This window comes from Streptococcus mitis, from assembly GCF_003942795.1.
GTDB classification, from domain to species: domain Bacteria; phylum Bacillota; class Bacilli; order Lactobacillales; family Streptococcaceae; genus Streptococcus; species Streptococcus mitis_BJ.
In genome coordinates this window covers 50,794-77,687 of record NZ_RJNY01000004.1, presented here as the reverse complement: position 1 = coordinate 77,687, position 26,894 = coordinate 50,794, and the positions used below count along the sequence as shown (strand labels likewise).

25 protein-coding genes and 1 riboswitch are annotated in these 26,894 nt (G+C 41.0%); of the genes, 1 reads left to right on the top strand and 24 read right to left on the bottom strand.

Features of this window, described 5'->3' with window-relative positions; genetic code table 11:
* The 6 genes from pnuC to D8847_RS03040 form a co-directional block, all read right to left on the bottom strand.
* On the bottom strand, window positions 1-780 hold the full coding sequence (gene pnuC, locus D8847_RS03065) for a nicotinamide riboside transporter PnuC (protein ID WP_045617909.1): 780 nt from the start codon (window positions 778-780) through the stop codon (window positions 1-3).
* Window positions 781-789: 9 nt separating this feature from the next.
* Window positions 790-1,848, bottom strand: a complete 1,059-nt coding sequence (locus tag D8847_RS03060; protein ID WP_125840565.1) for an AAA family ATPase — start codon at window positions 1,846-1,848, stop codon at window positions 790-792.
* 145 nt (window positions 1,849-1,993) lie between these two features.
* Window positions 1,994-4,426 carry an ATP-dependent Clp protease ATP-binding subunit gene (locus tag D8847_RS03055; RefSeq protein ID WP_125840564.1) on the bottom strand — a complete coding sequence of 811 codons (2,433 nt, stop codon included), beginning with the start codon at window positions 4,424-4,426 and terminating at the stop codon, window positions 1,994-1,996.
* Between the two features lies 1 nt (window position 4,427).
* On the bottom strand, window positions 4,428-4,886 hold the full coding sequence (locus D8847_RS03050) for a CtsR family transcriptional regulator (protein WP_125840563.1): 459 nt from the start codon (window positions 4,884-4,886) through the stop codon (window positions 4,428-4,430).
* Window positions 4,887-5,365: 479 nt separating this feature from the next.
* The gene (locus D8847_RS03045) at window positions 5,366-6,109 is read right to left on the bottom strand and encodes a Panacea domain-containing protein (RefSeq protein WP_125840562.1); all 744 of its coding nucleotides are present in this window, start codon (window positions 6,107-6,109) and stop codon (window positions 5,366-5,368) included.
* Between the two features lie 3 nt (window positions 6,110-6,112).
* On the bottom strand, window positions 6,113-6,760 hold the full coding sequence (locus D8847_RS03040; RefSeq protein ID WP_125840561.1) for a hypothetical protein: 648 nt from the start codon (window positions 6,758-6,760) through the stop codon (window positions 6,113-6,115).
* Window positions 6,761-7,191: 431 nt separating this feature from the next.
* Between D8847_RS03040 and D8847_RS03035 the strand changes: the two genes are divergently transcribed.
* A complete protein-coding gene (locus D8847_RS03035) occupies window positions 7,192-7,407 on the top strand; it encodes a hypothetical protein (protein ID WP_125840560.1) in 216 nt (71 codons plus the stop codon).
* 368 nt (window positions 7,408-7,775) lie between these two features.
* Here D8847_RS03035 and D8847_RS03025 read toward each other — a convergent pair whose 3' ends face one another.
* From D8847_RS03025 to D8847_RS02940, 18 genes are all read right to left on the bottom strand, one after another.
* Window positions 7,776-8,504 (bottom strand): ABC transporter ATP-binding protein, encoded by a 729-nt coding sequence (locus D8847_RS03025; protein WP_125840559.1) that lies wholly within the window; start codon window positions 8,502-8,504, stop codon window positions 7,776-7,778.
* On the bottom strand, window positions 8,504-9,511 hold the full coding sequence (locus D8847_RS03020; RefSeq protein WP_125840558.1) for an ABC transporter substrate-binding protein: 1,008 nt from the start codon (window positions 9,509-9,511) through the stop codon (window positions 8,504-8,506). The genes D8847_RS03025 and D8847_RS03020 overlap by 1 nt, the downstream gene beginning before the upstream one ends.
* A 38-nt stretch (window positions 9,512-9,549) precedes the next feature.
* The gene (locus tag D8847_RS03015) at window positions 9,550-10,308 is read right to left on the bottom strand and encodes an ABC transporter permease (RefSeq protein ID WP_125840557.1); all 759 of its coding nucleotides are present in this window, start codon (window positions 10,306-10,308) and stop codon (window positions 9,550-9,552) included.
* Window positions 10,271-10,561, bottom strand: a complete 291-nt coding sequence (locus tag D8847_RS03010; protein ID WP_125840556.1) for a thiamine-binding protein — start codon at window positions 10,559-10,561, stop codon at window positions 10,271-10,273. The genes D8847_RS03015 and D8847_RS03010 overlap by 38 nt, the downstream gene beginning before the upstream one ends.
* Window positions 10,562-10,631: 70 nt before the next feature.
* Window positions 10,632-10,734: riboswitch (TPP riboswitch) on the bottom strand.
* Window positions 10,735-10,836: 102 nt separating this feature from the next.
* Complete coding sequence (gene polA / locus D8847_RS03005) at window positions 10,837-13,470, bottom strand: DNA polymerase I (protein WP_125840555.1); 2,634 nt, start codon at window positions 13,468-13,470, stop codon at window positions 10,837-10,839.
* An 84-nt stretch (window positions 13,471-13,554) separates the two neighbouring features.
* Window positions 13,555-14,664: an SH3 domain-containing protein gene (locus tag D8847_RS03000; RefSeq protein WP_125840554.1), complete on the bottom strand. Its 1,110-nt coding sequence runs from the start codon at window positions 14,662-14,664 to the stop codon at window positions 13,555-13,557.
* Window positions 14,665-14,754: 90 nt separating this feature from the next.
* Window positions 14,755-15,030: a Veg family protein gene (locus D8847_RS02995; RefSeq protein WP_045617919.1), complete on the bottom strand. Its 276-nt coding sequence runs from the start codon at window positions 15,028-15,030 to the stop codon at window positions 14,755-14,757.
* 1 nt (window position 15,031) lies between these two features.
* Window positions 15,032-16,384 carry a replicative DNA helicase gene (gene dnaB / locus D8847_RS02990; protein ID WP_000852476.1) on the bottom strand — a complete coding sequence of 451 codons (1,353 nt, stop codon included), beginning with the start codon at window positions 16,382-16,384 and terminating at the stop codon, window positions 15,032-15,034.
* A gap of 43 nt (window positions 16,385-16,427) precedes the next feature.
* The gene (gene rplI / locus D8847_RS02985; RefSeq protein ID WP_125840553.1) at window positions 16,428-16,880 is read right to left on the bottom strand and encodes a 50S ribosomal protein L9; all 453 of its coding nucleotides are present in this window, start codon (window positions 16,878-16,880) and stop codon (window positions 16,428-16,430) included.
* Window positions 16,877-18,850, bottom strand: coding sequence for a DHH family phosphoesterase (locus tag D8847_RS02980; protein ID WP_125840552.1), 1,974 nt, complete (start codon window positions 18,848-18,850; stop codon window positions 16,877-16,879). The genes rplI and D8847_RS02980 overlap by 4 nt, the downstream gene beginning before the upstream one ends.
* 175 nt (window positions 18,851-19,025) lie before the next feature.
* Window positions 19,026-20,006 carry a nitronate monooxygenase gene (locus tag D8847_RS02975; RefSeq protein ID WP_260467761.1) on the bottom strand — a complete coding sequence of 327 codons (981 nt, stop codon included), beginning with the start codon at window positions 20,004-20,006 and terminating at the stop codon, window positions 19,026-19,028.
* A gap of 64 nt (window positions 20,007-20,070) precedes the next feature.
* Window positions 20,071-20,988 (bottom strand): MBL fold metallo-hydrolase, encoded by a 918-nt coding sequence (locus tag D8847_RS02970; protein ID WP_125840550.1) that lies wholly within the window; start codon window positions 20,986-20,988, stop codon window positions 20,071-20,073.
* A gap of 3 nt (window positions 20,989-20,991) precedes the next feature.
* Window positions 20,992-22,104, bottom strand: a complete 1,113-nt coding sequence (locus tag D8847_RS02965) for an acyl-CoA dehydrogenase family protein (RefSeq protein ID WP_084868856.1) — start codon at window positions 22,102-22,104, stop codon at window positions 20,992-20,994.
* A gap of 15 nt (window positions 22,105-22,119) precedes the next feature.
* Window positions 22,120-23,028 carry a LysR family transcriptional regulator gene (locus D8847_RS02960; protein ID WP_185757908.1) on the bottom strand — a complete coding sequence of 303 codons (909 nt, stop codon included), beginning with the start codon at window positions 23,026-23,028 and terminating at the stop codon, window positions 22,120-22,122.
* A 194-nt stretch (window positions 23,029-23,222) separates the two neighbouring features.
* Entirely contained in the window at window positions 23,223-23,876 is a 654-nt protein-coding gene (locus D8847_RS02955) for a 3-oxoacid CoA-transferase subunit B (RefSeq protein ID WP_000644735.1), read from the bottom strand.
* Window position 23,877: 1 nt separating this feature from the next.
* On the bottom strand, window positions 23,878-24,600 hold the full coding sequence (locus D8847_RS02950) for a CoA transferase subunit A (RefSeq protein ID WP_125840549.1): 723 nt from the start codon (window positions 24,598-24,600) through the stop codon (window positions 23,878-23,880).
* A 15-nt stretch (window positions 24,601-24,615) separates the two neighbouring features.
* A complete protein-coding gene (locus D8847_RS02945; protein ID WP_125840548.1) occupies window positions 24,616-25,395 on the bottom strand; it encodes an enoyl-CoA hydratase/isomerase family protein in 780 nt (259 codons plus the stop codon).
* Between the two features lie 319 nt (window positions 25,396-25,714).
* Complete coding sequence (locus tag D8847_RS02940) at window positions 25,715-26,893, bottom strand: acetyl-CoA C-acetyltransferase (protein ID WP_045592633.1); 1,179 nt, start codon at window positions 26,891-26,893, stop codon at window positions 25,715-25,717.
* Window position 26,894: the final 1 nt, after the last annotated feature.

Below are 26,894 nucleotides of genomic sequence, written 5' to 3'. Positions count from 1 at the left end.
TTATGCCTCCTTTCGAACTGCCTTGGTCCATTGGTACCATCCCACTAGACTATTAAGTGTGTATACCCAGTACATCCCTTGGATGTGGATATTTTCACCCCACCAGAGGTAGATACTAAAGAGATTGGTTGCAATCCAGAAAATCCATTGCTCACGATAGAGACGTGTCATCAAGAGCTGACCGACACCATTGGTCGCATCGGTAACACTATCACGGAAAGGGCGAGCACTATGGATACTTTGATAAGCCAAGCCCATACCAATCCAGATGATGGCAGTCAAGGCCAAGTACTTGAGCCAATCAAAAACAGATAATTTCTTAGCTTCAAAGTGGGATTCTTCTGGTTTACCTTGGTCATTGATACGATTGGACAACCAAGCATAGAGACCAATCGGCTGCATGACAAAGAAGTAAACGGTCGTCAAGACTTCGCCATAAAAAGTCGCATTCATAGCCAAAATCAGATAGATAGCCGAGTTAATGGTCCCAAAGAGATAATTGCTTGCACGCCCTTCTGCTACCAAGATAACACAGACAATCCCAGTCCAAGATGCAAACAAGCTCAGCCAGTCATGGCTTTCTGTATTTTGCGTGAATTCCAAGATCAAGGGAACACTTGACAAAGCGATGAGATACAACCACTGGAAAAGACTGCGACCGACAAAGAGATCTTTCCAAAGCAGGCGCATGATTCCTGCAAAACCAATCTTGCGGGCTTCTGCATGGACATTTTTAAAGTTTTCGATAAATTGTGTGATTTTTTCAGTTAGTTTTTTCATATTTTTCTCCTAATCTGCTTGGTAAATGGCATCAATAGCCACTTTTGCTGCTTCATAATTGCCTAGGTAATCCTCCGCTAGATAAACTAAAGGAATGGTCGTTAAATATCGCTCCCTCATCTGATCCAAATGCTGGGAAAAACTGTAGCGAATGTGGTCTTCCGCCATGGTCATATCTCTAAACCCGTCATTGACATAGGAGCCGACAGGTTGCACAAAGAGAATCAAGTCCCATTTTTCCTTGGCTAAGATAGAGGCAAAGAGATTGTCAAATGTCTCCCCTGATAAGTCCCCTTGATCCTCAGTCCCCATGTAATAGTCATAGTAGCCCTTGGTTACCAAGGAGTTGGTATCGGCTATCACTAGGCCTCGATTGGCATTGCTATCGATTAGTTTTGAGGTCTGGTCATACTGCCCTAAAAGGAGATAATAGTAATCCTTTGGAGTCAATTCATCGTCGCGGACATTGTTTTTGATCTGGTACTCACGCGCGTATTCCAGACTGACAGGTGCATCGTAATACCTTGCCAAATCCTTGGCCAGAGTGGTCTTCCCATTACTGGCACTTCCCATGATCAAGACTTTCTTGGTGAACTGACGACGGAAGGGCTGAGCGATGTATTTCCAATATTTGCTTGGATTTTCTCGAATCATGGTCGCTGAGATACCAAACTTTCTTTCTTGCAAAACGGTCTCAAAACCACGATTAGATAATTCTTGCTGGTAGTCACGTTCTCCCACAAAAAAGATCAGTTCTTGCTGGGTTTCATCGTAGGAAATCTCCGATAACATCTGCTCCAACAACTCCTGCCAGCCCACAGGGTAACGAGGAAGCTTGGTTTCATCTAACTTGCAGACAGAAGTCAACTCGTCATCACGAAAAGCCTCTCGGATATAGCGAAATCTTTTTTGAAGACTTAAGCCTACCTGCTCCCCTCGATCTCCCTCATAGCCTGAAACGACTACCCAGACCTGATCACACTGACGCTTTGCTCTCTGGATCAGGTCGATATGCCCTTGATGGAGAGGGGCAAAAGTCCCAAATACCACTGCTGTTTTCTTTTTCATAAACGCATCACCTTTTTATAATTTTTAATATTTTCATTTTCTGTGTTTTTATTATAAACTATATTTTTATTTTGTCAATGATTTTTTTATCACTTTTTTATAAAAAAGTGATAAAAAAATCAGGATTGCTCCTGATTCTCCATTTTTAAGCAATATCAAATTTTAATTGACCAGCTTTGACACCAATCTTGAGAGTATTGCCTGCTACCAGTTCTCCCTTGAGAAGGAGTTCTGCCAATTTGTCTTCCACTTCGGTTTGCAGTGTTCTGCGAAGTGGGCGAGCTCCCATTTCTGGATCATAACCTTGGCTTGCTAGTAACTTCAACGCTGAAGCTTGCAGTTTCAAGTCGATGCCTTTCTCTGCTAGGCTAGCAATCAATGGTTTCACCATGATTTTAACGATTTCCTGCATGTGTTCGCTATCCAAGCTATGGAAGACCACCTTTTCATCAATACGGTTGATAAACTCTGGACGATAAGCTTTTTTCAACTCTTCAAAGATTCGTTTTTCCATATTTTCCTGATCAAAACGAATGTCCTTGGTCCCAAAACCGACAGTCTTGTCATCACGAAGGGCTGTCGCACCAAGGTTTGACGTCATGATGATAATGGTATTTGAAAAGTCAACCTTGCGCCCCTTGCTATCAGTCAAGACACCGTCGTCCAGAACCTGTAAGAGGACATTAAAGATGTCTGGGTGGGCCTTTTCTACCTCGTCAAATAGGAGAACGGAGTATGGTTTGTTGCGAACCTTCTCAGTCAACTCCCCACCTTCTTCGTAGCCCACATAGCCCGGAGGAGCTCCATTAAGACGGCTAGCCGCAAATTTCTCCATATACTCACTCATATCAAATCGGATAAGGGCTGATTCGTCATCAAAGAGGACTTCTGCCAGAGCCTTGGCCAATTCGGTCTTACCGACACCCGTAGGTCCTAGGAACATAAAGGAACCAATCGGACGCTTATGACTGCGAATACCTGACTGATTGCGGCGAATGGCACGGCTAATACTTGAAACAGCTTGATCTTGACCGATGACACGTTTGTGCAGTTCTGCTTCGAGGTTAAGGTACTTCTTAGCATCTGTTTGCGTCAGCTTTTGGACTGGAATCCCTGACAAGCGACTCAAGGTCGTCAAAATTTCAGATTCTGTTACCAAGTCTTTATAGACAGGGACTTCCTGCTCTTTTGCGATTAACTGGGCCGCTTGTTTCCACTTGCCATCCATCAAGGCCTTGTCAGCTGGACTCAAATCGGATTCGTCTGCTTTCACATGCTTGGATTTGTTTTGCACAGTTGCTGCCGCCTCATCCAAGAGGTCGATAGCAGAGTCGGGCAAGTGACGACTGGTCAGGTAACGATGCGCCATCTTAACAGCTGTTTCGACGGCTTCATCTGTGATTTGCACACGATGGTGTTTCTCATAGGTAACCTTCAAACCTTGCAAAATGGTCATGCTGTCAGCTAAACTTGGTTCTTCAATGGTCACTTTGGCAAAACGACGAGAAAGGGCAGCATCTTTTTCGATGTGTTTTTGGTATTCTTCCTGAGTGGTTGCACCAACCGTTCTCAAAGTTCCACGAGCCAAGGCTGGCTTTAAGATATTGGCCGCATCCAGAGTCGAATCAATACCGCTACCAGAACCCATGATGGTGTGGAGTTCATCGATAAAGAGGATCACTTTGCCATCTTCCTCGATATCCTTGATGATATTGTTCATACGCTCTTCAAAATCTCCACGGAAACGTGTCCCTGCAACGACATTCATCAAATCAAGCTCTAGAACGCGCATCTTGGCCATTTCCGCAGGTACATCTCCACTAGCAATACGCTGAGCAAGTCCAAGGGCCAGAGCTGTTTTCCCGACACCAGCATCTCCAACCAAGACAGGATTGTTCTTGGTCTTCCGACTCAAAATCTGAATCATACGTGAGATTTCCTTGTCTCGACCGATAACTGGCTCTAACTTGCCAGAGCGCGCTTGCTCCGTTAGGTCATGCGTGTAGTCCTCTAGACCACCACTTTGAGCTTGAGGCATGCCCATCATATTGGCCATGGAATTTTGCTTGTCAGTTACTGTGCGATGACGTTGACGCAAAGCCTTAAGATCTTCTCTAGTCCAGCCAGCACGCTCTTCTAGATTGCGACGAAGAGCAGCTATTCTAACCTGATCTTTCTGATCTTCATAAGAAAAGCCCACTCTCTCCAAGATGCGAGTTGCCAAGGCATTGCCGTCATGCAAAATCGCATAGAGGACATGCTCTGTCCCAAGCACCTTTGCATGGACCACTGAGGCCACATACTCCGCTTCTGCAAAGAGAACCTCCAAACGATGGGAAAAGGGCAATTCCATAAAGGTTTCGTCTTGGCTATAGTCGGTTTCAGTCAGTTCCAACGCAACCTCTTCTAAACGGTCCATTTCATAAGGATAATCGTTTAAAGTCGCACCTGCCACACTGTAACTGTGATTGGACATGGCAATCAATAAATGCCAAGACTCTAGATAACGAGCTCCAAAATGGCTCGCAACCATGTAGGCACTTTCGATACATTCATTCAATGCTTTTGAATAGTTCATCTTACTTCTCTTTTCTATCTACCTCTTGTAATAGCTGTCGGAGCATATTGGCACGGACAACTGAGGATTCTTCCCCTAGGACACGATCCGTTGCTACTGAAGTTAGCAAGGTCATCTCCTGCTTGGTCATTAAGTCCTGCTCCACCAAAAGCTGGAGAATATCCTCATAGATCTCCTGACTAACTCGCTCACCAATCGAGTAAAGCAAATCGCGGAGCATCTCATGATGACTGGAAAATTCAATCCGCCCTATGCGAATGTAGCCTCCACCACCACGCTTGCTCTCAACCAAGTAACCTCTACTTTCCGTAAAGCGGGTCTTGATGACATAGTTGATCTGACTCGGCACAACCTGAAAGGTACCTGCTAACTGGCTCCGTTGCAATTCCACGATACCAGACTGGTCTAAAATCGCCTTGATATAGGCTTCGATATGATCTGATGTATTTTTAAATCTCATAGTAAATCAAACTCCTTCTTTGAACCTTGACTATCTTTGACTATACTATCATTTAACACTCTATAAGTCAAATTTTTAGGGCTAAGCCCTTGAAAATACTGACTTTCTTTAAAAACATTTAGGCATTAAATCACCTTAGTTTTTCTTGAAAGTTCCTAAAAAAGTCCACAAAAAAGAGCCCTAAAAAGGGCGTAATATTGACGAGTTCAGCAGGCAAGAAACTAGCACGGTCAAACGTGCTTTTTACTTTATGGACGATAATTCTACTAAATCATTTAATAATTCATGTCTAAATAACTTTTTGCACTCTTTTTGAAGACCTAAATTGTATCACCTTACATTTCTACTACTCTAATTAGGCATAAGATATAATAACTTTCCTAACTAATTATTTATATTGAGTTTTCAAAACAAGTTGTATTTATTGTTGCACTTATAATAGGAACCAAGAATGAGCTAGTCAAAACTAGCTCATTCTACTACCCCTCATATTTTGCATGTGAAATAATTATTTCATCTGTTATCTCACAATTTTGATATCTTTTATATACAGAGTCCCAAGGTCCGTTTTTTGAGTGAGTTAAACCGACTAATTCACTTGCTGTTAAATCACCATATTCGTCAACAGTTTCTAAAAGAATAGGAACTACTTTTTCAAATTCTTTTACGAGGAGCATTCTGCCAAGAGCTTGGGAAAGATGAATATCCTTTAAAATATACTTTGGAGCACTATCTGTTTCTATAGTGTCTGCACCATACTTTTTAAATTTTTGATAAACCTCTTGTACGACTGGTCCATAATCATAAGCGACTATTTTTTCAGGAAATAGCTGTTCCTCATATTTCAATAGATATTTTTTATATGCTAGATAAATTAATTTTTGTAATTTTAAATGCGAGGTAGCTTGAATTGCCAAGAAAAACTTTGCAATATCAATCGCAGAAAGTTTTAAGTCTGATTTTACAATTTCTTCAAATTCTTCAAAATCCTCACAAATCATTACATCTTCAAAAAAAGAATCAAATTTAAGCACGCTTTCCCACGTGCTATCATCAGATGTAAACGAATGTATTCCGACATCATTCCGCTTAATTTCTTTGAGCCGATCTAAAATACTTCTAATCCTATCGTTTTCTAACTTACCTTCTGGAGCAGCTATATGAAAACCAACTCTTGAGCCTTTAGTATATGAGCTAGCAACTATAATAAAATGTTGAAACATCTCTCACCCCTCCTTTTCTAAATTAGCTTGGTAATAATCTTTTGCTAATGAAGTATATTTCCGTTTTTGTTTGTGTTCTTTGTGGAGATTTTCATTTAATTCAGCATGACGTACATTCCAAATCTGTAATTCCCACGGAAAGAATTTATTGTTATGATTTTTAAAATATATATGTAATCCAATATATCCATCTTTCTTTCTCATATACATTCTATCTATATGAACTTTAATCTTTATATCATTTTTTAATTCATCGTGAACCAAGTCTACATCTTGTACAAATATTCTAAAACCCAACAAATCATTGAGAGATTTAATTATAGGTACTTTACCATTCTCATGTTGGTCACCTAAATAATACCTGATTTTTTCACCAATCGACTCTGACTGCTTAACTCTGTATCTAACTCCAGAATATTCTGTTGAAAAGTCTACCAACTCTGCCGCAAATTGAGTTAACTCTGCCTTATATAAATCAATAAGTTTTTGAAAATCAGGATTTGCACCTGTCATATCTGCCACTTTATCAATGGTTTGTCTTAAATTACAAGTCAAATCAGGTTCCAATTTACAGGAAAAGTCAAAGTGTAAATCATTAATCCTCTTAATAATTTCAACAACATTTTCATAATCATAAGATTCTATAACCACCTTAGATAATCTCCTACCTATCTACAAATAAAATAAACACAAACGTCACATCTGTCCCCTGTGTTTACCTCGATTCTTTATGATTATATTATACACTTTCTCTTAATGTACCTTTTTTTGTGCATTTTGTCAATCATTTTGGTTATGTTTTTCCCTCGTTTTATTATAAAATGTATGAATGATATTTTAATGCTATTTATAATACCTGATAGATAAAAATTCTAACATACTAGAAGAATTTAAAAGTAATTGCTTAAGGTACTTAACTCAAATTTATATTTTTCCAGCTCATACATACCTACCAAATATTAGCTACAAATCACGATACCTATAAGTTGTTCGATGTCACTTCTACCGTTCCCCTAAAAACAATTGAGGTATGAGATTAGGTAGATTATTAACTATAGTACTACAAAATCAGGAAAATAAAAATGGAACTTAGAAAGTTTAACAATAAAGTTGTAACGATTACAGACGTTGATAACCATACCTTTGAGGGAATTTGTCTTTTTGAAGATAAGGATACTTTTGATGAAGAGTATAATGCTTTATCTGTTAAAACAGGTTTACGATGGATGAGATTGTTTGAAAATGAAATTTTAAAAGTTGAAATTGCTGATAAAATCGAACAGTTAAAAAGCCCCTAGTTTCTTTTCTAAGGGCCTTTATTTCATCATTAGTTTTTATCTTTATATATAAATAATGCTCCTTCTCGGTAACTACGAGCAAAATCTAGTAAGATTTCACTTTTGAGACGATCATACTCTGTTTTATCAATATCCAGTAATCTATATAGTTCTTTTAAAGTATGCGTTTGTTTTTGGGAAACAATAAATCAATTATAAAATATATCACGTTTCTTTTCGTCTAGGCCACCACTATAAGAGTCTATCATTTTGACCATCCCGACAGCTTTGGTTTCAAATGCGCCTGGAGTATCTCTAAGATTGGCTAACTTCTTCAGCGACTTGTAACTTTTCAAAAAAAGAATAATCTTCACCAACTCCCTATTTTTCTACTTATCTAAGCCCAATTCTGCTAATATTTGTCGTTTGTAGGCAATTTTTTGGACTTCCTTGTCCTCGTTTTCAGACCAATCTAGTTTAATTTCTGAAACAATCTGCCCAGGGCGATTTTTCAAGATATAGATGCGGTCGCTAAGATTGAGGGCCTCTTCAATACTATGTGTGATGATCAAGGTCGTTAGCTGCAGTTGCTTATGAATCTCCAGATACCAAGCGTGGAGTTCCATCTTGGTCATCTCGTCCAAGGCGCTAAAGGCCTCATCCAAGAGAAAGAGCTTGTGCCCGAAAAGGTAGGTCCGAAGCAAGGCCACACGCTGGCGCATTCCACCACTAAGTTCATGAGGATACTTATCCCGTACGGCTGTCAGCTGGAAGGTCGCAAGGATTTCATCTGCTCGTGCAATAGCTTCCGCCTTATCCACCTTTTGAATCAAGAGGGGCAGGATGATATTGCCAAGCACCGTCTTGTGCTCCAAGAGGAGATCTTTTTGCAACATATAACTCACGAGCCCCTTAGGATTTTCCTCGCCATCAAGGACAATTCGCCCAGACTGGACTTCTAAAATCCCAGCGATTAGGTTAAAGAGGGTGGTCTTTCCAACACCACTAGGTCCCAGGATAGAAACTACTTCACCCGAAGTCACCTGCAGGTTGATATCCTCTAAAATCTTTTCATCGCCATAGGCATAACTTACATGTTCGAGTCTAATTTCTGTCATTATTTTACAAATTCATTAGTGAAGCCTTTGTCTGTCAAGTCTTCTTTGAGGATACCATTTTCTGTATCCCATTTGTAGAAGGCATTCCAGCGTTCTGCGTCAAATTGTCCCCACTTTTCCTTGTCGCTTGCGTATTCTTTTGACAAGTATTTTTGCGATTCGATGACAAAATCACGTTTTTCCTTGAGTTCGGGAGCATTCTTGATGAGGATATCTGCAGCTTCTTCTGGGTGTTCCATAGCGTATTGGTAGCCTTTTTTGATAGCTTGGATGACTTTACGAGCTTCTTCTTTATTGTCTTTCAAATAGTCGTTGTTTGCGATGATAACGGGTGAGTAGTAGTCAAACTCCTTGACATAGTCTTTCAAGTACATGAAGTTGGCGTCTACACCTTGAGATTTGGCAAGGATACCGTCCCACCCATAGTAGATCCAAGCAGTGTCAAAGACGCCATTGGCAATTGGTGTGATGGAGTTTGAGTCGTTGTTTGGTACTTTTTCGACCTTTTCGAAGTCTCCACCTTGAGATTCCACCAAGGTTTTCAACATAGCAAGTTCAGTCGGGTCATTCCAAGTTCCGTATTTCTTCCCAACCAAGTCTTTTGGACTGCTGACATTGTCCGATTTACGTGAGATGATTCCAGATGTGTTGTGCTCAACGATAGCGGCAACGGCAGTGATTCCTGCCCCTTTTTCCAATTTCTTAGCCATGTAGTCTTGGAAATAGATAGCAAATGGCGCCTTGCCATTGATAACCAAGTCAGAAGAACTTTCTTCTGGTGGCAATTTCAAATCAACATCCACTCCAGCTTCTTTGAAATAGCCTTTTTCCTTGGCTACATAAAGTCCTGTGTGGTTGGTATTTGGGGTCCAATCTAAGATAAAGTCAATCTTCTTGACTTCTGCTTCTTTATTGTCCTTAGAAGCAGTTCCTTGGCCACAAGCTACCAGCACGACAGCTACAAAAGCTGTTACAAGCGTTAAAAACACTTTCCATGTTTTCTTCATTTTCATTTCCTCTTTTCTTTTTCTCAAACGTTCTTGTCCTATGAACGTTTCCATTTAATCACATATTTTTCACTAACATCGACCAATTTCATGCCCAAAAGGCTGATAATCGACACCAGAATAATAATGGCAAACATGGTATCATACTGAAACAGTTTTTTAGACTGAATCATATAAACACCAAGTCCTTCAAAACCTCCCAACCACTCAGATACCACTGTTGTGATGAAGGCATAGGAGACACTGACCCTCAAACCTGCATAAAAATAGGGCAGGCTGACAGGGATTTTAAAATGCCAGAGAATTTGCCAAGGATTTGCTCGCATCAAACTAAACAAGGTCAGCATGTCCTTGTCACAATGCCTAAATCCATCCAAAATACTGACGATGATAGGAAAAGTTGTCGTCAAGATAATCAAGACAATCTTGGGCAAGATTCCATAACCAAGCCACAAAACCAGAATAGGCGCTATGGCAATGGTCGGTATGGTCTGGACAACCACCATCATTGGGTAAATCAGGTCATTTAACCAGCCCAGACTATCCATAAGGACGGCCATGATACAGGCTATCAAGACACCCAACACCAAACCGAGTATAGCTACTCTCAAGGTTGCCCAGCTGTGGTACCAGAGAAATTCTCTGTCACGAACAAAAGACTGAAGGATTTCAAGTGGTGTCGGCAAGATAAACTTTGGTAGGAGTTTTAAGAAACCTGCTACCTGCCAAAGAGATAAGACACCCAAAAATCCTAGCAGACTAATGTGTCGTCTCAGTATACTTTTCAAGTTTCTCATCGATGCTCAAAATCTCTCCTACATTTATTTTGACATTGGCAAAGACATTATCTATCTCCTGCCCGGCCACTTCAAGCGCTTCTTTGAGAATGCGCATGAGTTCATCAAACTCCCCTTCCAAGACCGTTTCAAATGGTGTCACCACCATGGTCACGGACTGAGCTTGCAGATAAGCAATAACCTGATCGATAGTAGCAATTCGATCAATCCCCTGTGATAGGGGCAAGACTTGCAAGGCAATGCTTGCTTTCATAAAAACCTCCTTTTCTCAGGTTTCCTTTTGACAAAAAGAAAACCCCTTCCATATATGGAAAAGGTGCAAAATTCGGCTAAGTATCGTTCCCTACGCTGGCATTACCCAGATCAGGTGCGGTCGAAGTTTAACACTTCCTCTCAGACTGTACACAGACTCCCATATCTTATATGGACATATGATAACGCAAATACAAGGAAAAGTCAAGGAAACTGCTTACAGAAAATCTTGAAAAGAGTTTGAAGGCAAATGCTTCAAACTCTATCATAGTTTTCTTATTTAGCCTCGTACCAGGTTGCCCCTTCATTTTCATCTGCGATAAGGGGAACACTGAGTTGGATGGCTTCTTCCATGGTTTGTTTCACCAGATCTTTGATGGCTGCTAGTTCTGATTTCGGAACTTCGAGGACGATTTCATCATGCACTTGCAACAGCATCTTGGTCTGATAACCACCCTCAACTAGAGCTTTGTCTAGCTGGATCATAGCAATCTTGAGAATATCTGCTGCCGAACCCTGAATAGGGGAGTTGATGGCAGTCCGCTCTGCAAAACCACGAATATTGAAATTTCGTGAATTGATATCTGGTAGCTCTCGACGACGCTTGAAGAGGGTCTCTACATATCCCTTATCACGCGCTTCACGTACCACTTCTTCCATATAGTTTTTAATCCCAGGAAAACGCTCAAAGTAGGTATCAATGTAGGCTTTGGCCTTCTTACGACTAATACCAAGATTGTTCGCCAAACCAAAATCTGAAATCCCGTAAACCACTCCAAAGTTGACAGCCTTGGCATTGCGACGGTCGTTTGGCGTCACATCCTCAGGACGTTCAATTCCAAAGACACGCATAGCTGTCGAAGTATGAATATCAGCCCCCTCTTGGAAGGCCTTAATTAAGTGCTCATCTTTAGAGATATGGGCCAAAACGCGCAATTCAATCTGTGAATAATCCGAGCTGAGCAACACACTATCCTCCCACTCAGGTACAAAGGCCTTACGAATGAGACGGCCTTGTTCCAAACGAACAGGGATATTTTGCAAGTTTGGATCCACACTAGACAAACGCCCAGTCTGAGTCAAATCTTGCACATAGCGCGTATGGATCTTGCCATCATCCAAAATCCAGTCTTGCAAACCAATCACATAGGTAGACTGAATCTTAGCAATTTGACGGTAATCGAGGATTTTCTTGACGATTGGTGCAATAGGAGCTAGTCGCTCTAGCACATCCACGGCTGTCGAGTAACCTGTCTTGGTTTTCTTGGTGTATTCTAGAGGAAGACCAAGCTTTTCAAAGAGCAGTACCCCCAACTGTTTAGGGGAGTTGATATTAAATTCCTCACCAGCCAGTTCGTAAATCTCTTGGGTGAGTTGCTCAATGACGACCTCATTTTCAGCCTGCATCTCAAGCAGGGTTTCTTTTTTGACCTTGATCCCAGCGATTTCCATCTTAGCAAGGACAAAAGCCAGAGGTTGCTCCATGTCATAGAGAAGGTCTAACTGCCCATGTTCACTGAGTTTTTCAAGTAAAACAGGTTCAGTCTCAACCAATACAGCAACCTTGCGAGCCAAATGCTCCAAAAATTTTTCTCTCTCAGGGATGGCTTTCTTGACACCCTTGCCGTAAAAAGTCTCATCATCAGCAAGATAAGTCTGGCCATAGAGATTCGCAATGGTTGAGATTTCATTGTTCTCAACTGTTGAGAGTAAGTATTTTGCCAAGCGACTGTCAAAAGCAGGGGCCTGCAGGTTCAAGCCCAAGCGATTTAAAAGAACCTTCGCTTTCTTAAAGTCATATACTTTCAGAGGTGTTTTTTCTAGAAAATCCTTGAGAATCGGCTCCTGCAAGAGCTCAAGTTTATCTGTAGTGTAAAGTTTATCCCCACAGGACCAGGCAAAACCAACCAAATCATCTGTATGGTAGTTTTCCCCAAAGAGTTCAAAGTGGAAGATAGAGTCGGCACTCAGCATGTCTTGACTAACGTGGTCAACGATGGCGAAATCCAAACTCTCAGGCGCATCCGTTGATGACACATTTAGAGCTTGCTTGAGCTGTTTGAAGCCCATCTCATCGTAGAATTTCCCGAGATTTTCCACATCTGGACCATTATATACCAAATCATCAAGGCCAATCTCAATCGGTGCCTTGGTATCGATAGTTGCCAGTGTTTTCGACAAAAAGGCTTGTTCCTTATCATTGATGAGATTTTCCTTCATCTTAGAAGCCTTCATCCTGTCAATATTTTCATAAATACCCTCTAGCGAACCGTGCTCCAGCAAGAGCTTGATACCCGTCTTTTCACCGATTTTCGTGACACCAGGGATATTATCAGACTTATCCCCCATGAGGGCCTTAAGATCAATGAACTGAGCTGGTGTGAGGCCCATCTTTTCCATGAGATAGTCCGGCGTAAAGGCCTCAAACTCAGCCACACCTTTTTTGGAAATCTCGACCACCGTATGCTCATCCGTCAACTGGATCAAGTCCTTGTCTCCGCTAACGATAGTCACATCGAAGGAATCCTTCTCAGCCAAACGACCTAGGGTCCCGATGATATCATCAGCTTCATACTGGGCCAATTCATAATGGCGAATCCCAAGATGGTCTAACAACTCACGAATGAAGGGAAATTGCTCACGAAACTCATCTGGAGTTTTAGCACGGCCACCCTTGTAGTCTGCATACATCTCTGTCCGGAAAGTCGTCTTACCTGCATCAAAGGCTACCAAAACATGACTAGGCTCAACCCGCTCTAAGACATGATTCAACATGAGTTGAAAACCGTAGATCGCATTAGTATGAAGGCCATTAGCATTTTTAAAACGATCTAACTGCTGATAGAGCGCAAAAAAAGCTCGAAAAGCAACTGAAGATCCATCAATTAATAATAATTTTTTTTTGTCCATACACCCATTATAAAGGAAAGAGGGGAAAAATACCATCGGAAAGAATAGGCAAATGGTAGTGAAGTCCTCTTTTTTATATTCTTTCTAGATTCTAGCTCCATTACTATCCACTCGATAGCCATCCACAGTAGTATTCACTGCTAAAGTCCCTGAAGCATTGACGTAGTAATACTTTCCTCCTACTTGGAACCACTGGCTAGACTTCATAGCCCCTGAACTCTCCAGATAATACCATGTTTCATTTTCCTTGAGCCATCCTGTCTGCATCTCTCCTGATTCCTTTAGATAGTACCAATGCGAACCATCCTTCACCCAACCTGTTGACATGGTTCCATTGTCTTTAAAGTGATACCAACTGCCATTTATTTTCTTCCAACCAGTTGCGACTTTCCCGTTCTCACGGTAATTCCAAATACCGTTTTGCTTCTTCCAACCATTCTCCACCGATTCTGTTTCCATATACTGGACGTATCTCCTCGTTCCACTATAGGATAGGTAGCTGAGCCATTTATAACCGTCCTTTTCTACGATTTGATCGTAGCTAACATTTTCACCAGGATAGTAGTAGTCAATAACTTGTGCTGTACTTGACGGCTGGTTTCGAATGGCAGACTTTTGAGTAAACGTATGAGTTCCACTAGATGCCAACCCTGACCCGATAGGATTTCCAGTTCTACCACCATTCCCTACTAAGTCCTTAAAATGGATAAAGCCTGTCATAGAACTAGCTTTTACGCTGCGACGATTGTATTTCTCCCTAACCCCATAATTATACTCTTCAATCTCAATCGTATCCCCTGATACATTAGATACCCAGGCCACATGCCCATAGTAACCTTCCGTAGACCAGGCGATAGATCCAACTTCTGGCTTCGTGTCAACACGGTAGCCTTCTCGCCTTGCACGATGCCCCCATTCATTTGCATTTCCATAGGCAGGAGGAATCTCAAAGCCATTTACATTACTCAAACGAAAGGCCGCAAAAGAGGTACACTGACGAGAATACATCCGCCACTGATCAATTTCAACACTACCATTTTTGTAGTGAAGCGGATAGTCATCTCCACGCGCTACACTGTCGGCCTGAACCGATTCCCCACCAAACAAAAAGGTACTTGTAACGAACAAAGTAGCCAGCCCTACACCCAACTGAGTATATCCATTCTTCTTAACTCCTGATTTAAAAAACGTCATTCATTCTCCTTAATAATATAAATTTCCGAGGTTACCCTCGTTTATACTATTCGAAAGAAAAAGAAAAAAGTGAGCAAAGCTCACTTCATTTTAGGATTCTTGGTCTAGATAATGAATCAAATTCTTCTCTGTTAAGATATCTGAGTAGGTGAAGGATTCAACATAGACATTGGCTTGTTTGTCTCCTTCAACATCCCCAAATTCAACGATAAATAGAGATGGATAAACCTCAATTAGCTTACCCAATCTATTTTTTTGGCGCTTACGACCATTCTCCAAAGTCATTTCAACGACTTGTCCCTCATGTGCCTTGATCTCTTCTTTGATTTTTTTCATTTTGGCTACATCTGTAAATGCATCTGACATTTTATGCCTCCCTCTTTGAGATACTTGAAAATTTATTGTATTCTTTTTGGAAAATCAATTCCACCGTTCCACGAGCTCCACTACGGTTTTTCTCGATGATAACCTCTACCTTGTTATTTGGAATTCCTTCCTCTTCTTCACCTGCACGATCATAGTAGTCGTCACGGTACAGAAAGGCTACGATATCCGCATCCTGCTCAATAGAACCCGATTCACGAATATCAGACAAGACTGGTCTCTTATCTTGACGCTGTTCCACTCCACGAGATAACTGACTGAGAGCAATGACTGGAACCTTTAGCTCCTTAGCTAGAATTTTTAACTGACGAGAAATTTCAGAGACTTCTTGTTGGCGGTTCTCACGACCAGTCCCTGTGATAAGCTGTAGGTAGTCGATCAAAATCAAGCCTAGATTACCTGTTTCTTGAGCCAGTTTACGTGAGCGCGAACGAATTTCCGTGATCCGAATCCCTGGCGTATCATCAATATAGATACTCGCGTTGGCTAGGTTCCCTTGAGCAATGGTATACTTTTGCCACTCCTCATCAGTCAATTGACCCGTACGGATAGAATGAGACTCCACCAAGCCTTCGGCCGCTAGCATCCGGTCTACTAGACTTTCCGCACCCATTTCCAGTGAAAAGATAGCTACCGTCTTGTCCAACTTAGTCCCAATGTTCTGAGCAATATTTAAGGCAAAGGCTGTCTTACCAACCGCTGGTCGCGCCGCTAGGATGATTAACTCCTCCTCATGGAGACCTGTCGTCATATGGTCCAAATCACGGTAGCCCGTTGCAATACCTGTGATATCCGTTGTTTGTTGTGACCGAACTTCTAGGTTCCCAAAGTTAATATTAAGAATATCACGGATGTTCTTGAAACCACTACGATTGGCGTTTTCGCTAACATCAATGAGTCCCTTTTCAGCTTGAGCGATGATTTCATCTGCAGGCTTAGAAGCCTCATAGGCTTGGTTGACAGACTCTGTCAACTTGGAAATCAAGCGACGTAGCATAGCCTTTTCGGCTACGATTTTAGCATAATATTCTGCATTGGCTGAAGTTGGTACAGAGTTGACAATTTCGACAAGGTAAGACAAGCCACCAATATTTTGGAGATCCCCTTGGCTATCCAAAATCGTCCGAACTGTCGTCGCATCAATCGCTTCCCCACGATCCGACAAATCTACCATCGCTTGGAAGATCAATCGATGAGCATATTTAAAGAAGTCACGAGAATCAATGTATTCTCGGACAAAAACGAGCTTACTCTCATCTATAAAAATAGCCCCCAGAACAGATTGTTCTGCCAAAATATCCTGAGGCTGAACTCGCAGTTCCTCTACTTCTGCCATCCGACTTTCCTTCCTTTTACAATCTTGTCAAGAAGTTGTAAACTTAACCTTCTTTTACACGAAGATTGATGACACTTGTAACATCTTGATAGATCTTCACTGGTACATCAATCAAACCTACTGCTCGAATTGGTGCTTGCACTTGAATATTTCGTTTGTCAATCTTGATACCAAATTGCTTTTGCAATTCTTCTGCAATTTTCTTGTTAGTGATGGAGCCAAATGTACGGCCATCTGGTCCAACCTTTTCAACAAACTCTACAACCGTTTCTTCTGCTTCAAGCTTAGCCTTGATGGTTTTTGCTTCAGCAATCATTTCAGCATGAGCCTTTTCTTCTGATTTTTGTTTTCCACGCAACTCGCCCACTGCTTGAGCAGTCGCTTCCTTGGCCAAATTCTTTTTAATCAGGAAGTTTTGAGCATAGCCAGTTGGCACTTCCTTGATTTCGCCCTTTTTTCCTTTTCCTTTAACATCTGCTAAAAAGATTACTTTCATTCTTCTTTCTCCTTTTCCTTTAGTTCATCCAAGATTAGTTTAGTCAATTTTTCTCCTGCTTCTGACAGACTCATATCCTCGATTTGCGCAGCCGCTAGATTAAAATGGCCTCCGCCACCTAACTCTTCCATAATGCGTTGCACATTGATTTTACTACGGCTTCGAGCCGAGATAGAGATAAATCCTTGTGTATTTTTTGCCAGAACGAAACTAGCCTCAATACCGGACATAGCCAGCATAGCATCGGCAGCCTTACTGATAACAACGGTGTCATAAGTGGTTGAGTCCTTAGCTTGGGCAATCAAGATATCTGAAGCTAGCTTACGACCTTGTAAAATGAGTTCATTTACCTCACGGTACTCTTCAAAATCTGTTGCAGCAATCTCCTGGATAGCAATACTATCGCTTCCACGTGTTCTGAGGTAGCTAGCCACATCAAAGGTTCGACTCGTTACGCGAGATGTAAAGTTCTTGGTATCCAGCATCATTCCAGCCATCAAAACACTGGCCTGCATACGACTCAAACGATTCTTCTTAGAATTTTGGAACTGAATCAATTCTGTGACCAGCTCACTGGCACTACTTGCCCCACTTTCAATATAGGTGATGACTGCATTCTCAGGGAAATCCTGATCACGCCTATGATGGTCAATAACAATAGTTTGGGTGAACAAATCATAAAAATCTTTTGACAAGGTCAAAGCCGTCTTTGAGTGATCCACTAAAATCAATAACGAACGGCTTGTAACTAGCTTCATCGCATCTGTAAGAGATAAAAGTTTCGTGACATCTTCCTTCTTCAAGAACTGAATAGCACGTTCGATATCTGCTGGCATCTGGTCTGCATCATAGACAGCATAACTGTTCTCAATAATATTACTTGCAAACAACTGCATACCGACAGCAGAGCCCAAGGCATCCATATCTAGATTTTTATGACCGACTACAAAAACCTGGTCAACACTTCGAATCTTATCAGAAATGGCTGTCATCATGGCTCTCGTACGTGTACGAGTACGTTTGATAGACGCAGCAGTTCCTCCACCGAAGTAGACTGGATTCTTGGTCTCATCATTTTCCTTGACCACCACCTGGTCACCACCGCGAACTTCTGCTAAGTTCAAGTTGAGCAAAGCAATTTTTCCTATCTCTTCATGATTTCCATCACCATAAGAAAATCCCATACTTAAAGTTAGGGCTAGTTGCCTCTGTTTTGATTCTTCTCGGAAAGTATCAATAACAGAGAATTTATCATTCATCAATTCCTCGAGTACTGTATAATCTGTGAATAAATAAAAACGATCCATCCCCACACGGCGAGAAAACATAGCATACTTACCAGCAAATTCTGAAACAAAATTAGCTACAAAGCTATTGATATGGCTGATATCAGAGTCAGACGTCGCATCCTCCAAATCATCGTAATTATCCACTGAGATGACCCCAATGACTGGACGGCTAGTTACCAATTCGACAGTTGCTTCGTACTCCCCAGAAACATCAAAAAAATACAAAACGCCTGAAACCTTGTCCATATGGACAGCATATCGTGTTTCGCCCAAGGTAGCATACGAACCAGGATTCCCAACAGAAGCCTTGATGATGGCTTGAATTAACTCAACATCAATTTCCCCTTCTTCATTTGTCAAAATTAACTCAGCATAAGGATTAAACCATTCTACTTCGCCACTTGATAAGTCTAATTTCAGGACTCCCACCGGCATTTGATCAAGCAAAGTACTCAAGCTATTTTCGGCTTGGTGATTTACATATTGGATTTGTTCAATTTCGCTCTTTTCGTACTGTTTTTTTTGCCATACAAATAAAAGCAGATAAAGCAGTACAAATAAAAATAAAACAGTGATTGTTACAGCAAGATTATGTGAAAAAATAATCAGCAAAGTTAAGATTCCGAAAGTTGCAAGTCCTAGTAAGACTGCAGAAAACGGGATTAAATTATTTTTTTTCATTCTAAACCTCTTGCGCATTATTATATCACAAAATCCCTTAAAAAGCGACCTTTAAAGAGAAAGCACTGCTTTTATTATAGCAAGATGCTCTTAAAGAAACCATATATAAAAAAGGATAGCAAATGCCTCGCTCTCCTTTTTCCACATCAGTACAGAATCTTCCGCCTAGATTACATTATTCACCTAATTCTAGTCGAATGTCTTGTAGGCACTCTTGCGCCTGTTTCACAATTGATTCTAAAATAGTCTTACATGGTTTGATGTCTTTCACCAAACCCGCAATTTGTCCGCTCATCATTGAACCATGAACTGTATCACCTTCATAGACAGCCTTAGATAGGGAACCAATCGTAATTTCTTCCAGTTCCTCTCGGTTTGTACCTTTCTGCTCTAATTCAATGTAGTGATCCGTCATCTCATTGCGAATACAACGAACTGGCGCTCCCGCAATGCGGCCTGTAACCGCAGTCGCTGTATCACTTGCCGTCAAAATAGCTTCTTTATAGGCTGGAGAAATTGGACATTCTTCTGAAGCAAGAAAAACTGTTCCCATTTGAACTCCTTGTGCACCTAGGGCAATCGCAGCAGCAAGTCCACGACCATCTGCCACACCTCCTGCAGCAATGACTGGAATTGTTACCGCATCAACGATTTGTGGGATAAGAGCCATTGTATTGGTCTCTCCAATATGGCCACCAGCTTCTGAACCTTCAGCGATTACAGCATCAACTCCCAATTCTTGCATTTTTTGAGCATGCTTGACACTTGCAATAACTGGAATAACCTTGATTCCTGCTTCTTTCAAGTAAGGCATGATATGCTTAGGAGTTCCTGCACCTGTAGTTACCACTGGAACCTTTTCTTCGATGATAACGGTCACAATATCCTTGATATTTTTCATCATCAACATGATGTTGACACCAAAAGGCTTATCTGTCAACTTTCTCAGTTCACGAATTTCTTCTCGCAACTGTTCTCCGGTCATACCACCCGAAGCGATAATTCCCAGACCTCCAGCCTCAGAAACAGCTGCTGCTAGTTGATAGTGCGAGATTTGAGCCATAGCCCCTTGGAAAATTGGATATTGAATCTGTAAAAGTTTTGTAATTGACATATGAGTCCTCCTTTTATTTTCTGTTGATTCTTGTTGGCAAATGGATGCATGATGCACCAATATCCCCGTCAACAAGAAAATGTTATAGTTGTCTCCTCATATTCTGCTATCCTAAAAAATCTGGCTTACGATCCTGCTGATCTGTAAAAGGAATAAGTGGGGGGCGAGAACGTAGAACATAATCTACAAATTCCTTCCCATCCTTGTCAAACTCTACCACCGCGAAAAATTGATCATGGTAAAAGAAAAACTTATAATGATTCTCAAAAGCCTGACGCAACCACTTCTTTTTGGCTAAAATTGATTTCATAGGATAATCATCAACTGCTGGAACCCAGAGAGGATTTCGATGAACATGTGATAACATCAAGTCCCCCATATGGATCATCGTATCTTTCCCCTGTTTGAGCAAGATAATACTGTGGCCATTGCTGTGACCACTTGTGTGAATCATTTGGATTTCTGGAATGACATTGATATACTCTGAGAAAGTCGTCACCTGATCTTGAATCGGTTCCCAATTTTCTCTCAGATAAGTTCCCCGCGTTCGATCATTAGGGTTTCTCATCTCATACCACTCGACATCATTCACAATAATCTTGGCGTTTGGATACTTGGAAACCAGCTTCCCTTGACCATTCACATACGTCAAGCCACCAGAATGATCGTGGTGCATATGTGTCATCAGCACGATGTCAATGGCTTCAGGCGATAGTCCTAAAAGAGCCAAACTTTCTTCTACCCGACTTTCAGACAAGATTCCTAAGTTACGCCTTTGTTTATCGGATAATTTTGCTGTATCAAAACTTGCATCTATCAAGTAATTTTTACCCTTGTACTGGATCAAAATAGGATCCGTCAATTCTGCCATCATATTAGCATCATTTGTTGGGTAGTAACGAGACCACACAACTTTCGGAACCGGACCAAAAAGAGTCCCTGCATCCGTCAATTTATCGGCTCCACGTAGCCATATCAGTTTCATATCATGAAATTGATATTCCTGTAAGGTGAGTTCTGCCATGCTTTACTCCTTTATCCATTGGGCTGCTATTCTTTTGCGAATCGAATCCCCAGATTTTCCATAGATTTCAATCGTTTTGGCATCCTTTAGATAACGGTCTATGGGGATGTCATCCAAGGTTTGAAGAGGTCCAATTAATCTAATAATTTCCTCAGAAATCTCAATTGCTACTTTTGTCGTATAAAGTTTTATCTGAGATACAAAGAGAGAATCCGCCTTCATCCTGTCCTTGTAGGAAGCAAAGTAAGATTCAGCCGCACACAGCTTAGTATACAAGTCTGCGAATTGATGTTGATAGACTGTCGCATCGATTAATGGTTTCCCAAATCTTCTTTTGACCTTTACAAAAGCCAGACCTGTTTCAAAAGCTCCCTCAGAGATACCAATAGAGATTGCGCTTAATCCTAGCTGTAATTTTTTGATAATATCATTTAACTGAGTTTCCCCATTTAGCGTCAATCCTAGCAGACTATCTTCTGGCAATATGACCTGATCAAAAGTTACCGAATTCACAGGCAAACCCTGTAAACCAGGTTTTGCAATATCATCTCCAAAAGCAACTCCCGGTCGAGTCGTATCAACAATGAAAAATCCGTATCCATCTTCTCCGTTAGCTTCCTGAACCTTGGCTAAGATTAACAAAATATCTGTATAGCGGCAATTTGATACAATTGACTTCTTCCCAGTTAAAGACCAACCTGTTTCTGTTTTCCTTGCAGTTGTTGCAATAACCTCCAAGCTGTCCATCAATTTTCCTTCAGAAAATCCCAAGCCAGCTAAGATTTCTCCCCTTACTAATGGTTCTACATAACGCGATTTTTGTTCCTGACTCCCATATCGTAAAATAGGATAGATACCATAACATGCCTGAGTTAGTAGAACAGCAGAAAAAGCAGGAAAATCTTTTGAAATCAAGCGAATAAAGGTTAAAAACTCGGTTCTCAAAACAGAATCTTGACTATCTAAAAGCAAGGAAAAGATATCAAATTGCTCAATAAACTGATAAAGCAATTCTCTAGGGAACTGTTGTTCATCCTCATGAGACTTGAAATAGTCCCGAATCAACACTTTCACATCTGCCTTTAATTCTCGCGCCAGCACGTCATTATAGGTCATCGCATTCACCTCATCTTAGTTGTCAGAAAACGGTTGGTAATAATCTTTCAACAATTCTTCATACACATAAGACTCTACTTCATTGTAGGAGTTTTTATAGGGTCTACAAAACCAAATATTAAATGGAATCGGATCCTTGAATCTAACCGCCTTAAAACGACTCTTATCCACAAAATATTCAACCGGCCTTGGCAAAAGGGCAATCAAATCTGTCTGATGAGTTGATTCAACTAGGAAGTCCCAAGTAGAGGAAAGATAAGCAAATTTAGCCTCAATTCGTTGTGAACGAAGTTTTTCTGTCACTAAATCATAAGTCGTAAATATTTTGTTGAAGGTTGCCAATTCATAACCAACAATATCAGACCATTCCAACAAGCTTTTCTGAGCCAGCGGATGATCCTTATCCATATAAGCAACGTATTCATCCAATTGAATGATATGTTGTTCATATTTTTTAGCATCCAGGCTCGTAGGCTCTATCAGAATAGAGAGATTCAAATCTCCATCAACCATTTTTTGACGAATTTCCTTCCCTCCACCTTCCGTAACCTGGATATAGATATGAGGATTATTTTTCAGAAAATGAGGCAAGGCACTAGCAAAATAAACTCGTAAAATCAAGGACGGAATACCAAAATTAATGGTACCTTTTTGCTTTTGAGCTTCTATATGGATCATGGAAAGCATTTCTTCATGTCGATTCACAATCTCGGTCGCATAACGATAAATTTTGCGTCCCGCCTCTGTTAAACTTTCTAATCTTCCATTCTTGCGATTGAATAATTGAACCCCTTCAGCTGCTTCAAAATTTGTCACGAATTGACTCAAGGCTGATTGACTAATGTGAATCTTCTTTGCAGCAATGGAAAGGTTGCATCCGCATTCTATGATATTGATGAAATAGTTCATTTGGATAATATCCACTTACCCATCACCTAGCTTTCCTTCACTATTTTAGTAAGTCAATTAGACAACTATTCTAGTGTTTGATAGTTGTCTACTGACTTTTTATCGAAATAACATTTCGAATACTTCATTTTAACGTTGTATATAAAGCGCTTACAATACTATCTAGTTTATATCATAACACACTAAGTAGAAAATAGCTCTTTTTTTGCTTAAATCGGCATTGTTTTTAGGTCTTCTGAGACAATGACTTCCCCAGCTGTTTTTTCAAGAACTTCTTCTAATGTCACACCAGGAGCCAACTCTTTCAATAAGAACTTACCATCTTTGAATCCAAAAACAGCTAATTCTGTGATGACAAGATCCAATACTCCCTTAGCTGAAAGTGGCAAGGTACATTCTTTCAACAACTTGGATTCCCCATCAGCAGTTGTGTGTTGAATAGCCCCGATTACACGCTTAGCACCTACCAATAAGTCCATTGCGCCACCCATACCAGGAGCAAATTTCCCTGGGATAATCCAGTTCGCAATGCTACCATCTTGGCTGACTTCTAGCGCTCCCAGAACAGTTGCATCCACGTGTCCACCACGAATAATGGCAAAGGAAGTTTGTAGATCAAACAAGGCTGCTCCTGGTAATAATGTGATAGGAGCCCCACCAGAGTTCGCTAAATTGGCATTATAGGTGTCCTTGGTTGGTGTTTCTCCAAATCGAAGGGCGCCATTTTCTGCCTGCAAAATAACATTTACTCCTTCCGGAATGTAATCAGCAGAGGCGTTTGGAATCCCAAATCCAAGATTGACCACATCTCCATCTTTAAATTCAAGCGCTACACGTCTTGCGATAATTTCTTTTGCTTTCATTTTACTTCACCCCCGCCAGTTTTTTTGTCTCTGTCCACAAGTCTCCCATCATCTGATGATGCTCTTGTGGTGTCAATCCTTGAACGACATAGTCAACTAGGATACCAGGGATGTAAATATCATTTGGATCAATTTCCCCGACTTCAACCAACTCGTTTATCTCAACAATGACTGTATCAGCCGCTAGAGCGAGTTGAAGAGAGATGTTTTTAGTAGTCCCATCTAGATAAAGATTACCATATTTATCAGCCTTAGTAGCTTTAATCAAGGCAATATCAATCTTCAATGGATCATAAATCAAATATTCTTTTCCATTTCGAGTTACTTTTTCGTGCTCATCTTCAAGAATTGTTCCTACACCTGTTGGCGTTAAAACTGCTCCAAGACCTGCACCTGCAGCATGTAAGCGTTCTACGACAGTTCCCATCGGAGTGAACTCCACTTTCATGGTTCCTGAGAAATAATCATGCTGAGCAGCAGCAGATGTTCCTACATGGGCCGCAATATACTTTGTGACCTGATGATTTTCACAAAGACGACCAACTCCAACTTCCTTACCTGGTTGAGAGGTTACAACAGACACCAAGGTCAAATCTTGCTGGTTTTGACGAACTAGTTCCTCAATTAACTCAAATGGTTCTCCCACTCCAAGAAATCCAGAAATACCAACTTTATCTCCTGAATGAATCAAGGAAATAGCTTCAGACAATGTTACAACTTTCATAACCTATCTCCTCTCTTATTTACGTTGAAAGACAGCTTTTCGTTTTTCAACAAAAGCGCGCATTCCTTCTACCTTATCTTCTGTTGAGAAGAGTAGAGCTTCCGCTTCTGTTTCCAAACGAATAGCATTTTTCAGAGGGAGTTCTGAGCCAACTTGGATAATATGTTTAGCTTTTTCAACTGCTAGCGGTGCATTTTTCATAATCGTTGCTGCTAGCTCTTCTGCCGCAGGTAATAGTTCTTCTGCTGCTACCAACTTGTTAAGAATTCCAAGATCATATGCTTCTTGTCCTTTAACCATTCTAGCAGTGAAAATTAATTCCTTTGTTTTACTAGTACCAATCAAACGAGACATTCTTTGGGTACCTGCAAAACCAGGAATGATTCCCAAGCCGACTTCAGGGAAGCCAACCATTGTCTTGTCATAGCCGATTCGGATATCAGTTGAAAGAGCTAATTCTAAACCGCCTCCCAAAGCATAACCATTCAATACTGAAATAGTTGGCTGAGTCAATTCAGATAAGCGGGTAAAGGTGTCGTTCGCATAGGTCATGTATTCATGAGCCTGAATTGGAGACATTTGGTCCATCTCTTTAATGTCTGCTCCCGCGACAAATGCTTTCTCTCCTTGACCAGTCACAATGACAACACGAATATCCTCGCTTGCTTCAATTTGGTCTAAAGCGAGATTCAAATCCTTTAAGACTTCTGAACTTAAAGCGTTCAAAGCCGATGGACGGTTAATTGTTAGATAGCCAAGACCATTCTTAACCTCTAATAAAACAGTTTTACTCATTGTTCTGCTCCTACTTGATTTATTTTGAGTACAGAGTACAGCGTCAACAAATACCAACACAAAATGTAAGAGCTTACATTTTCATCATAAACTTTTTTTTCCATCCGTCTACTTAATCTTTATTTATAGACCTATAAGTTCAACTTATAGGATGTTGTCGTCCAATCCATCCTTAAAGTCTTAGGAAAAATAAAAATACCTTATCAAGCCCTTTTAGAGAAAGACACTTGATAAGGTATGTAACTATGAGATCGGATCAAAATCTCATTTTGTAATCGTAATATTGAAAAAGAGGAAATGACGTTCAGTTTTCTAATAACTAACGTTCAACGATGAGGGCTGTTCCCATCCCTCCTCCGATACAGAGAGTAGCTAAACCAGTTTTAGCATCACGTTTCATCATCTCATGTACCAGAGTCACTAGGATACGGCAACCTGAAGCCCCAATTGGGTGACCAAGAGCAATCGCGCCACCATTGACATTTACAATATCTGTGTTAAAGCCAAGTGTTTTCCCAACCGCACAAGCCTGAGCAGCAAAGGCTTCATTTGACTCGATCAAGTCAAGATCATCAACTGTCAAATTACCTTTTTCAAGAGCTTTACGGGTCGCATAAATCGGTCCACATCCCATAATCTTAGGATCCAAACCTGCACTTGCATACGAACGAATGCGCGCAATGACTGGAAGTCCTAATTCTTCAGCTTTTTCAGCACTCATGACCAAGACAGCCGCCGCCCCGTCATTGATACCTGAGGCATTTCCCGCTGTAACAGAACCGTCTTTTTTGAAAACAGGACGCAGCTTAGACAGACTCTCCAAGCTAGCATCTTTTCTAGGAAATTCATCTGTATCAAAGACGATAGGATCGCCTTTACGTTGAGGAATGACCACCGGAACAATCTCTTCCTTAAAGCGTCCAGATTCTATAGCCGCCACTGCTCGTTTTTGTGATTCCAAAGCAAGCGCATCTTGATCATCCCGGCTAATACCATATTCTTCTGCCACATTCTCAGCTGTAATCCCCATATGGTATTCGTTAAAGGCATCAGACAAACCGTCCTTAATCATGGTATCTACCACTTTCGAATCTCCCATACGGCCACCCCAACGGAAGCTTGGCAAAACATATGGAGCTTGGCTCATGTTTTCTGCACCACCAGCCACGATAATATCTGCATCTCCGCACTGAATCGCTTGAGCAGCTAACTGCACTGCCTTCAAACCGGAACCACAAACCTTATTAATGGTAAAGGCTGGTGTAAATTCAGGAAGCCCAGCATGAATACTCATTTGGCGAGCCACGTTTTGGCCTAAACCTGCGCCTAGGACATTCCCCATAATCACTTCATCTACCTGCTCTGGTTTAATATTCGCTTTTTCCAAAGCACTCTTAATTACCAAAGATCCCAAATCAACAGCAGAAACATTCTTCAAGCTCCCGCCAAAGGAACCTAAAGGTGTTCGCACTGCCGAAACAATAACTACGTCTTTCATG